Origin of the sequence: Desulfocurvus sp. (assembly GCF_023230885.1) — a bacterium.
Lineage (GTDB): Bacteria > Desulfobacterota > Desulfovibrionia > Desulfovibrionales > Desulfovibrionaceae > Desulfocurvus.
Genome location: NZ_JALNWM010000127.1, coordinates 1 through 9,850 on the forward strand (window position 1 = coordinate 1; position 9,850 = coordinate 9,850).

At 70.7% G+C, this 9,850-nt stretch carries 8 protein-coding genes; 3 read left to right on the top strand and 5 right to left on the bottom strand.

Features of this window, described 5'->3' with window-relative positions:
• The first annotated feature begins 371 nt into the window (after positions 1-371).
• A complete protein-coding gene (locus M0P34_RS10015) occupies positions 372-2,183 on the top strand; it encodes an ABC transporter ATP-binding protein (protein ID WP_291498775.1) in 1,812 nt (603 codons plus the stop codon).
• Complete coding sequence (locus M0P34_RS10020) at positions 2,177-3,919, top strand: ABC transporter ATP-binding protein (protein WP_291498776.1); 1,743 nt, start codon at positions 2,177-2,179, stop codon at positions 3,917-3,919. Before M0P34_RS10015 ends, M0P34_RS10020 begins: the two co-directional genes overlap by 7 nt.
• A gap of 49 nt (positions 3,920-3,968) precedes the next feature.
• Here the strand turns inward: M0P34_RS10020 and M0P34_RS10025 are convergent, their stop codons facing one another.
• The 5 genes from M0P34_RS10025 to surE all read right to left on the bottom strand — a co-directional run bounded on the left by M0P34_RS10025 (position 3,969) and on the right by surE (position 8,623).
• Positions 3,969-4,811 (bottom strand): DUF169 domain-containing protein, encoded by an 843-nt coding sequence (locus M0P34_RS10025; protein ID WP_291498777.1) that lies wholly within the window; start codon positions 4,809-4,811, stop codon positions 3,969-3,971.
• 352 nt (positions 4,812-5,163) lie between these two features.
• Complete coding sequence (locus tag M0P34_RS10030) at positions 5,164-5,658, bottom strand: MarR family transcriptional regulator (RefSeq protein WP_291498778.1); 495 nt, start codon at positions 5,656-5,658, stop codon at positions 5,164-5,166.
• An 88-nt stretch (positions 5,659-5,746) separates the two neighbouring features.
• Positions 5,747-6,748 carry a type I glyceraldehyde-3-phosphate dehydrogenase gene (gene gap, locus M0P34_RS10035; RefSeq protein ID WP_291498779.1) on the bottom strand — a complete coding sequence of 334 codons (1,002 nt, stop codon included), beginning with the start codon at positions 6,746-6,748 and terminating at the stop codon, positions 5,747-5,749.
• A 21-nt stretch (positions 6,749-6,769) separates the two neighbouring features.
• A complete protein-coding gene (gene fba / locus M0P34_RS10040) occupies positions 6,770-7,693 on the bottom strand; it encodes a class II fructose-1,6-bisphosphate aldolase (RefSeq protein ID WP_291498780.1) in 924 nt (307 codons plus the stop codon).
• Positions 7,694-7,867: 174 nt separating this feature from the next.
• A complete protein-coding gene (gene surE / locus M0P34_RS10045; RefSeq protein ID WP_291498781.1) occupies positions 7,868-8,623 on the bottom strand; it encodes a 5'/3'-nucleotidase SurE in 756 nt (251 codons plus the stop codon).
• Between the two features lie 228 nt (positions 8,624-8,851).
• On the opposite strand from surE, the gene M0P34_RS10050 reads away from it, so the two are divergent.
• Positions 8,852-9,850: HD domain-containing protein (locus M0P34_RS10050; protein WP_291498782.1), on the top strand; the 999-nt coding region annotated here is incomplete at its 3' end.

Below are 9,850 nucleotides of genomic sequence, written 5' to 3' on the forward strand. Positions count from 1 at the left end.
CCACTCCGCCCGGCAAAGGCAACAGGAAACCGCGCACGGGCCAGGGGCCGGGGTCGGGGTGGGATATGGCCCGGGGCCGGGGCGGGGGGGCCGGGCTCAAGGCCGGGGGCCGGGGCCAGATGGGGGGGCCAAGGCGGGGCGGAGTGGGGCCGCGGGGCCGGAGGCTCAAGGTCGGGGCGAAGTTGTGCCGCCCCCCGCCGCGGGGCGGCCCGGCGGACTACCCGCAGCGGGCCCAAGAATGCCCCGTTTGCGCAAAAGCCCCCCGCCCGTGCAGCAATCCGCTACACCTGTGCCCCGTGACCACCGAGGCCCCGGCGGGCGGCGCCGCCGCCCGGAACCGTCCCCAACGCTTTGCTTCCCGAGGAGTCCCCATGCTGGCCCCGAAACCCGCGCGATGGTTGTTTTCCATGGCCCCCGGCGCCTGGCCGGACCTGGTCCGCTCGATCCTGCTGGCCTGCGCGGCCGCCCTGCTCTTTCCCGTGCCCATATTCATGGCCTGGCTGATCCTGCGCCAGTTCCTGGCCCAGGGCGCGGCCCCGGGGCTGCCCGTGCTGCCCTGCCTCGCCGCCCTGGGGGCGCTGCTGCTGGCCGCCCTGTGCCGGGCGCTGTCGTCCCACCTGTCGCACAAGGCGGCCTTCGCCCTGAACACGGGGGTCTGCACGGCGGCCTTGGAGCACCTGGGCAGGCTGCCCCTGCACTGGTTCGCGGGCCAGAGCACCGGCGGGCTGCGCAAGGTCCTGGGGCACGAGCTGGAGCAGGTGGAGAACTTCATCGCCCATAACGTCACCGACGGCGTGGCCGCGCTGCTGCTGCCCGTGGTCACCGTCGTGGCGCTGTTCTTCGTCAGCGTGCCCCTGGCCCTGGTCATGCTGGCGCTCATGGCGGCGGCCGTGATCTGCCACCTGGGGAGCCTCGCGCTGATGATGAAGAAGAGCACCCTGACCCAGGACTACCTCGACTCCCTGGAGCTGCTGCACGCCGACGCGGTGGAGTTCGTCGAGGCCATGCCGGACATCAAGATATTCAACCGCACCACGGAATCCTTCTCGCGCATGCAGCGGGCCATCCGCCGGTTCAAGGAGATCCAGCTCATGGTCCGCAAGGTCTTCGTGCGCCGCTGGGTCGTGTTCCTGACCCTGACCACCACTTCCTTCGGCGCCCTGGCCGCGGCCGGGGCCTACCTGCACCTGGCCGGGCTGGTGCTCTTCGAGGACGTGGTCCTGTTCCTGATGCTCGGGGTGGCGTCCTTCGCGCCCCTGTCGCGACTGGTGCGCTTCGTGTCGCTGCTGTGGCGGGCGGGCATGGGCTACGCCAACGTCAAGGCGCTGCTGGAAACGCCGGTGGAGGCACGCGGCACCCGGCAGGCCGCCGAAATCGCCTCCCCGGACCTGCGCGTGGACGGCCTTTGCGTGGACTACGAGGGCAAATCCGTGCTGCGCGACGTGTCCTTCACCGCCCGGGCGGGCCGTGTCACGGCCATCGTCGGCCACAGCGGCTCGGGCAAGAGCACCGTCGCCGCCGTCATCGCGGGCCTGGAGCGGGCCTCGTCCGGCACCGTCAGCGTGGGCGGCATCCCCCTGGAGGACTTCTCCGGGGCGCAGCTGGCCCGCGTCATGGGCATGGTCTTCCAGCAGCCGTTCATCTTCTCGGCCACGGTGGCCGAGAACATCGCCCTGGGCAGCCCCGGGGCCACGCCCCAGGCCATCCGCGAAGCGGCCGAGCTGGTCCGCTGCCACGAGTTCATCGCCGGGCTGCCCAACGGCTACGACACGCGCATCGGCGCCGGGGGCGAGGTCCACCTGAGCGGCGGGCAGCGCCAGCGCATCGCCCTGGCACGCATGGCCCTGCGCGACGCGCCCGTGGTCCTGCTGGACGAGGCCACGGCCTTCGCGGACCCCGAGTCCGAGGCGGCCATCCAGGAAGGCCTGGCGAGCTTCCTGGCGGGCCGGACCGTTTTGGTCATCGCCCACCGCCTGCCTTCCATCGCCGGGGCCGATTCCATCATCGTGCTGGAGCGGGGCCGCGTGGCCCAGGCCGGAACCCACGGGGAGCTCCTGGCCCGGGACGGCGTCTACGCCCGCATGTGGGACGCCTACGCCACCGCCAGGAGCTGGATGATCACCTCCGACGAACCCCCGGCCCCGGGCCGGGACCAGGCCGCCCAAGGAGCGCCGTCATGCTGAACCTGCTGCGAATGATCCGCTTCACCATCGGGGAGACGGGCCCCGTGATCCGCTCGGGCCTGCTCAACCTCGCCGTCATGCTCGCCCTGGGCGCGCTGTACGTCGTGGTCTACTTTCTCATGCTCGCCCTCATGCGCCAGGAGGCGACCCTGGGCGGCGTCACGGCGTACACCCTGGCCCTGGCCGGGCTCGTCGCGGCCTACTACTTCGCCTCCATCCGCCTGAACCACTATTCCCTCCAGGCCGGATACGACACCGTGGCCGGGCTGCGCACGCGCCTGTCCGACCACCTGCGGCGCCTCCCGCTGTCGTTCTTCAAAAAGAACGACACCGCCGCCATCAGCGGGCGGTTTCTCCACGACATGGCCGACGCCGAGGCCGTCTTTTGCATCTACCTGCACGAGATCGTCACCTCGGCCATCATCGTGGTGCTCTACGGCGCCCTGCTCTGCGCGGCCGACGCGCGCCTGGGGCTGGTGGTGGTGGTCACGGCCCTGGCCGCGCTGCCCCTGATGCTGCACGCCGTCCGGGCCCTGGGGCGCGAGGCCCCCGGGCACATCGCGGCCCGCGCCCTCGCGGACAAGACCCTGCTCGAACACCTGCGGGGCATGAGCGAGCTCAAGGCCGCCGGGATGACCGGCGCGCGCTTCACCCCCTGGGCCGAGGCCAACCGGCGCTTCAGGGCCATGTCCCTGTCCATGGAGACGCGCTTTGGCGTGCGCGGCCAGATATTCCTGGCCCTGCTCGACGCCTCCTTCGTGGCCATGCTCCTGGCCGGGAGCTGGCTTGTGGCCGACGGCGCCCTGAGCGTGGCCGTGTTCCTGTTCTTCCTGCTGTTCAGCGGCAAGTTCTACCAGCCGCTCCAGGACTTCGGCGTGTTCATCGCCGAGTTCCGCTACGTCGCGGCCTCCCTCAAGCGCATCGCCGACGTGCTCCACGAACGGCCCCTGCCGGTCCGGCCGGGCCACACCCCGCCCCGGGGCCACGCCATCGCCTTTGCGGGCGTCGACTTCGCTTACGGCGACAAGGCCGTGCTGCGCGACGTGTCCTTCACCGTGCCCGAGGGCACGGTGACCGCCCTGGTGGGCGAGTCCGGCGGCGGCAAGACCACCGCCCTGAACCTGCTGCTGCGCTTCTGGGACGTGGACCGCGGGGCCATCACCATCGGCGGGACGGACATCCGCACCTTCGCCCAGGAAGACCTCTACAGCCTCTTCAGCGTGGTCTTCCAGGACGTGTACCTCTTCAACGACACGGTGATGAACAACATCCGTCTGGCGCGGCAGGAGGCCAGCGACGAGGAGGTCATGCAGGCCGCGCGCAAGGCCTGCTGCCACGATTTCATCATGAGCCTTGACCAGGGCTACGACACCTGCGTGGGCGAGAAGGGCTCGCGGCTGTCCGGCGGCGAGCGCCAGCGCATCGCCATCGCCCGGGCCATCCTCAAGGACGCGCCCATCCTGCTCCTGGACGAGGCCACCGCCTCCATCGACCCCGAAAACGAGCTGCTCATCCAGCAGGGGCTGACCAACCTCATGCGCGGCAAGACCCTGCTGGTCATCGCCCACCGGCTGTCCACCATCCGCCAGGCCCACCAGATCCTCGTGCTGCGCGACGGGCGCATCGCCGAGCGCGGCGACCATGCCGCGCTCATGGCCGGGGGCGGCTTCTACAGCAACGCCTGGGCCCGGCAGCAGGAGATCCGCTCGTGGAACGCCGCGGGGCCCACGCCCTGAGCGCGGGAAAGCCGGGGGCCGTCCGCTCCGGGACGGCCCCCGGGCCGGATCAGTCCTCCCGGGGCTCCTCGCCCCAGGCCCGCCGGCTCTTCTCGACCTTCTTGCGCACGCCCGCCCAGGTGTGCCGCGTCAGGGCCGAGGTCTCCATGACATCGAGCATCCTGCGGTAGAGCCCCAGCGGCATCGCAAGGGTCATCTCGTCGGGCTTCATGAACTTGCGCGCCGAGGGGTCGAAGCCGCCCAGCACCGCGCAGTCCTCGCCACGCGCCTGGTAGATCAGCGGCCAGGCCACGATGTTGGTGCAGCCCGCCCCGAAGGGCGCCCGCACCGCCTCGTGGCTGCCCGTGGCGTAGCCCACCAGCGAGTGCAGCCCCGTGAGCACCTCCGGGCGCGCGAAAAAGGCCACCACCAGCGGCTCCTCGCCGGGGCCGAACAGCTCCAGGGGCTTGATGACGCAGTACCGGCCGGGCTGCGGCGGCGGGGCGGCCTCCTCCAGGAAGCGCCGCATGGACTCGGGCGAGGGCATGTAGTGCTCGCCCTCCAGGGGCGTGCCCGCAACCCCGGTGGAAACGTAGTCGACGATCATCTCGACATAGGGCGCGTACATGCCCGTGTAGTAGCCCCCGCCCATGCAGCCGCACTCCTCATGGCTGATCCAGGCGGCCTTGCGCTTCTTGCGCGCCAGCCAGATGTTGCCGACAACGCAGGAGAAGCTGCCAAACGCCCGGGCCCAGTCGATGGCCCCGGCGGCCTCACGCTCGCGGGTGAACAGCTCGCCCGGCTTGGGCCCGAAGCCCTCGGGCCTAGTGTCGGTGTAGTGGACGCCAAGCGGCGTCTCGTCGTGGCCCAGCAGTTCCAGCAGCCTGCGGGTCCGCTCCATGATCGTGTCCATAGGCGCTCCTTGGTGGTTGTTCGCGTCCGTTTCCGGCCAGCCGCCCGGCCCGGGGCCCGGCGCCCCGGCTGGCCTCCCGGGTGCCGCCAGACTGTTGACAATATCAACATAACGAGGGAAAAAATATCCGCCGGGCACCGCCCCGGCCCGCGCGCCCCGCGCGCCCGGCGTTCAGCACACCCTCGGGGCCCGCAGCTCTCGGAGGCCCCGCGCCCTGCGCGCCCGGCGTTCAGGCGCGCCCATGCTTGCGCCATGCTTTCGCTCTCCCCCGCGCCCCTGCGCGCCCGGGGTTCAGGAGCAATTCAACGTCTGGATGCAGCGGCACGAGCCCGCGCCCCTGCGCGCCCGGGGGTCAGGCCGCGCCGTCGCGCAGGTTGTCCTTGATGGTGGCCAGCACGCGCAGACAGGTGGCCACCTCCTCGGGCGCCAGCCCGGCCACGGCCCCGCGCAGTATGGCCGCCGAGGTGTCGAACCCCGGCCCGCGCACGGCCAGGGCAGCCTGCGTGGCGCGGACGATCTTGCGCCGCTCGTTGTCCGCGTCCACCCGTCGCTCCACCAGCCCCCGCTCCTCCAGCAGGGCCAGGACGCGGCTCATGCTCGACTTGTCGGCGCAAAACACATGGGTCAGCTCGTCCTGGGTCATGCCGCCGCGCTCCCAGAGCACCACGAGGATGCCCCACTGCTCGGGGCTGAGCTCCAGCCCTGCGGCGCGCAACCGGCGGCGCAGGGTCGATTGCAGCATCCGGTGGGCGGTGATGGTCATGAATCCCAGGGATTCTTCCAGGCGGTAGTGCGCGGCGTCCATGCCACCCGCGTAGCGCAGACAGTTGAATTTGTCAACAGTCATCCGCGCCCGCGCGCCCCGGGCCCGGGCCAAGACAAAGGCGCCCGCAGGCCGAAGCCTGCGGGCGCCCTGGTCGACACGGCCGACCCGGCTACAGGCTGGCGGCCATCTTGCGCAGCAGGCGCACCAGCTGGTTGGAGTAGCCCGACTCGTTGTCGTACCAGATCACCAGCTTGAGCTGCGTGCCGTCGATGACGTGGGTCAGCAGGCCGTCCACCACGCCGCCGCAGGCGTTGGAGGTGTAGTCCACCGACACCAGGGGCACCTCGGTGTAGCCCATGTGGTCCTTCAGCGGGCCCTCGGCGGCGGCGCGCAGCACGGCGTTGACCTCCTCGGCGGTCACCGGGCGCTCCAGCTCGCAGGTCAGGTCCACCAGGGACACGTTGGCCGTGGGCACGCGCATGGACACGCCGTCCAGTTTGCCGTGCAGCTCGGGAATGACCAGCCCGATGGCCCGGGCCGCGCCCGTGGAGGTCGGGATGATGCTCAGGGCCGCGGCGCGCGCCCGGCGCAGGTCCTTGTGCGAGCCGTCCAGGATGCGCTGGTTCATGGTATAGGAATGCACGGTGGTCATGTGCCCGTGGCGGATGCCGAAGGTGTCGTGCACGGTCTTGGCCGCCGGGGCCAGACAGTTGGTGGTGCACGAGGCGTTGGAGAGCACCACATGCCGCGCGGGGTCGTAGAGCCCGTCGTTCACGCCCATGACCACCGTCAGGTCGGCGTCCTCCGCCGGGGCGGCGATGACGGCCTTTTTCGCGCCGCAGTCCACATGCTGGGCCAGTCCGGCGCGGGTCTTCACCCGGCCCGAGGTCTCCACCACGATGTCCACCCCGCCCGCGCCCCAGGTCCACTGCCCGATATCCTGGCGGGACACGGCGACCTCATGGCCGTCAATGGCCAGCCCGGCGGCGGTGGGCACGATCTCGCCCGGGTAGGTGCCGTGGATGGAGTCGTACTTGAGCAGGTGGGCCAGGGTCGCGTTGTCGGCCCGGGCGTTGATCATGGCCAGTTCGAGCTCCGTCTCGCGGGCCAGCAGGCGGGTGAGGTAGCGGCCGATGCGGCCGAAGCCGTTCAAACCGATGCGCACGGACATTGTTCCTTCCTTTACAGGGAATTAGATTTGGTTCGAACAGCCCAGCACGTTCTTGATCTTGTGCTGGACCATATCCTTGACCGCCTTTCGCGCCTCGCCCAGATAGCCGCGCGGGTCGAAGGCCGCCGGGTTGTCGTGGAAGAACTTGCGCATGGTGGCCGTCATGGCCAGGCGGATGTCGGTGTCGATGTTGATCTTGCACACGCCAAAGGTCGCGGCGCGGCGCAGGAGGTCTTCGGGCACGCCCTGGGCGCCGGGGATCTCGCCGCCGTAGGCGTTGGCCATGGCCACGAACTCCTGGGGCACGCTGGAGGAGCCGTGCAGCACCAGCGGGTAGCCCGGCAGCATGGACGTGATGGTCTCCAGGCGCTCGAAGTCCAGGCGCGGGGTGCCCTTGAACTTGTAGGCCCCGTGGCTGGTGCCGATGGCGATGGCCAGGCTGTCGCAGCCGGTCTTGCCCACGAAGTCCACGGCCTGGTCGGGATCGGTGTACACGTTCTCCTCGCTGACGACGTGCTCCTCGATGCCCGCCAGCCGCCCGAGCTCGGCCTCGACCCACACGCCCTTGTCGTGGGCGTACTGCACCACCCGCCTGGTCAGGGCCACGTTCTCCTCGTAGGGCAGGTGCGACCCGTCGATCATCACCGAGGTGAACCCGCCGTCGATGCAGGCCTTGCAGATATCGAAATCCGCGCCGTGATCCAGGTGCACGCAGATGGGCAGGTCGGCCTCCACCAGGGCGGCCTCCACCAGCTTCATCAGGTACGGCTGGCTGGCGTATTTGCGCGCTCCGGCGGAAATCTGGAGGATGAGCGGGGCGCGCTCCTCCTGGGCCGCCATGACGATGCCCTGGATGATCTCCATGTTGTTCACGTTGAACGCGCCCACGGCAAAGCCGCCCTTGTACGCCTTCTCGAACATCTCCTTGGGGCCGGTCAGGGGCATGGCATCCTCCTCGCACGGTATGAATGGCGGCGGAACCCGGGCCGGGCGCCGCCCTCGCGGACATCGCGACCCCCCGCGCGCCCGGGCCCCGCGACCCGTAAACCGGGGGCGGCGCCGCGCGCGGAGGCGTTCTTGCGGAAACGAACCAGCTTATAGACGCAGCCCGGTGGGCTGTCAATTGAGGCCCATGCCCTCCAGGGTGCCCATGGCGCCTTCGTCGGTGAAATTGAAACGCAGCGGTGTCAGGGTGATGTGCCCGGCCCACAGCAGGGCGCGGTCCGTGCCGGGGCTCACGCGGTCCTCGGGGATGCGCCCGCCAAGCCAGTAGTACTTGTGCCCGCGCGGGTCGGTGCGCTCGTCGTACCAGTCCTCGTAGCCGGCCGTGGTCTGGCGGCAGATGCGCAGGGCCCCGGTCTCGGCCAGGGGCCGGTCCGGAAAGTTCAGGTTCAGCACGCACTGGCGCGGCAGCCCGGCCCAGTCCACGCGGTCCACGAAGTCCGCCGTCCAGTCGGCCTGCTCGGCCAGGTCGCCCGGGGTCCAGCTGTCCAGCGACACAGCCAGGGCCGGGAAGCCCATGAGCGCCCCCTCGGTGGCGGCGGACACCGTGCCCGAATAGATGATGTCCACGCCCACGTTGCAGCCCGCGTTGATGCCCGAGACAACCAGGTCCGGCGGCGCATCCAGCAGGCGGCTCAGGGCGAGCTTCACGCAGTCCACCGGCGTGCCCTGCACGCCCTGGCCGCGAAAACCGTTCTCCTGGAACTGCTTGACCTTGAGCGGCATGGCCAGGGTCACGGCGTGGCCCACGGCGGACTGCTCGGTGACCGGCGCGACCACGCGCACCTGGTGGCCGCGCGCCGTAAGCGCCGCGTACAGCGCGCGCAGGCCCACGGCCTGGATGCCGTCGTCGTTGGTGAGAAGAATCTTCATGGGCAAAAGGCTCCCTGGTTGGCGTTGGCGTCCGGCTCCGGGGCGCGCCCCCCGGCCGGACGGGCCCGGCCCCGGGGGAAAATCCGGCGCCCCGGCGCCCGGCCCCCAGCCTAGCCCAGGCGCGCCGTATTCGCAACGCCCCAGGACGATTGCACCGCCCCCAAGCTTCTGCTATCCCTTGCGGGCGGCCAGCCGCGCCGCGCAACCCTTTATTCCCCCGCGCAACCCATGCATGCCAAAACCGTTTTCGTCCGCGACCTGACCCCCGGCCAACGCGCCGACGCCGTGTTCCTGCTGGCCGAGGCCCGCCAGGGCCAGGCCAAGAACGGCCCCTTCTGGGCCCTGACCCTGGCCGACCGCAGCGGCGAGGTGCCCGCCAAGATATTTTCGCCCCAGGCCCAGGCCCACCAGGAGCTCGCCTCCGGCAGCTTCGTCCACGTCCGGGGGCTCGTGGGCACATACCGCGACCAGGCCCAGATCGTCGTGGACGAACTGGCCGTGCTGCCCCCCGAGGCCCGGGCCGCCCTCGTCCTGGCCGATTTCGTGCGCGCCAGCGCCCGGCCGCCCGAGGACATGCTCGCCGACATCGAGGCCCTGTGCCGCGAACACCTGCGCCACAAGCCCCTGCGCGCCCTGTGCCGCAACGTGCTCACCGACCCGGACGTGAAGGCCCGGATCATGACCGCCCCCGGCGCCGTGAGCATCCACCACGCCTACGCAGGCGGGCTTCTGGAGCACACCCTGGCCGTGTGCCGCGCGTGCATGGCCTTTTGCGACCTCTACCCCGACCTGGACCGCCAGGTGCTGCTCGCCGCCGCCGTGTTCCACGACCTGGGCAAGGCCTGGGAATACGCCCCCGGCCCCGTGCGCGAGCACAGCGACGAGGGCCGCCTGCTGGGGCACATCTTCATCGGCATGCAGGTGCTCGAACCCTTTCTGCGCAAGGCCAGGGACCTGGAGCCCGAAATCGCCACCCACGTCCGCCACGTCATCCTGGCCCACCACGGCGAGCTGGAATGGGGCTCGCCCAAGCGCCCCAAAACCCGCGAAGCCTTCGCCCTGCACTTCGCCGACAACCTCGACGCCAAGCTCAAGACCGTGGCCGAGGCCGTGGACGAAACCCTGCCCGAAGGCGAACCCGGCTGGAGCGCCTTCGTGCGGCCCCTGTCGCGCTTCGTCTACCGCCCCGCCCGCACCCCCGACCCGTCCCAGGACAGGAAGGACAAC

Coding starts and splice junctions, on each gene's coding strand:
- M0P34_RS10015 (WP_291498775.1), top strand. CDS start 372: ATGCTGGCCCCGAAACCCGCGCGATGGTTGTTTTCCATGGCCCCCGGC.
- M0P34_RS10020 (WP_291498776.1), top strand. CDS start 2,177: ATGCTGAACCTGCTGCGAATGATCCGCTTCACCATCGGGGAGACGGGC.
- M0P34_RS10025 (WP_291498777.1), bottom strand. CDS start 4,811: ATGGACACGATCATGGAGCGGACCCGCAGGCTGCTGGAACTGCTGGGC.
- M0P34_RS10030 (WP_291498778.1), bottom strand. CDS start 5,658: ATGACTGTTGACAAATTCAACTGTCTGCGCTACGCGGGTGGCATGGAC.
- gap (WP_291498779.1), bottom strand. CDS start 6,748: ATGTCCGTGCGCATCGGTTTGAACGGCTTCGGCCGCATCGGCCGCTAC.
- fba (WP_291498780.1), bottom strand. CDS start 7,693: ATGCCCCTGACCGGCCCCAAGGAGATGTTCGAGAAGGCGTACAAGGGC.
- surE (WP_291498781.1), bottom strand. CDS start 8,623: ATGAAGATTCTTCTCACCAACGACGACGGCATCCAGGCCGTGGGCCTG.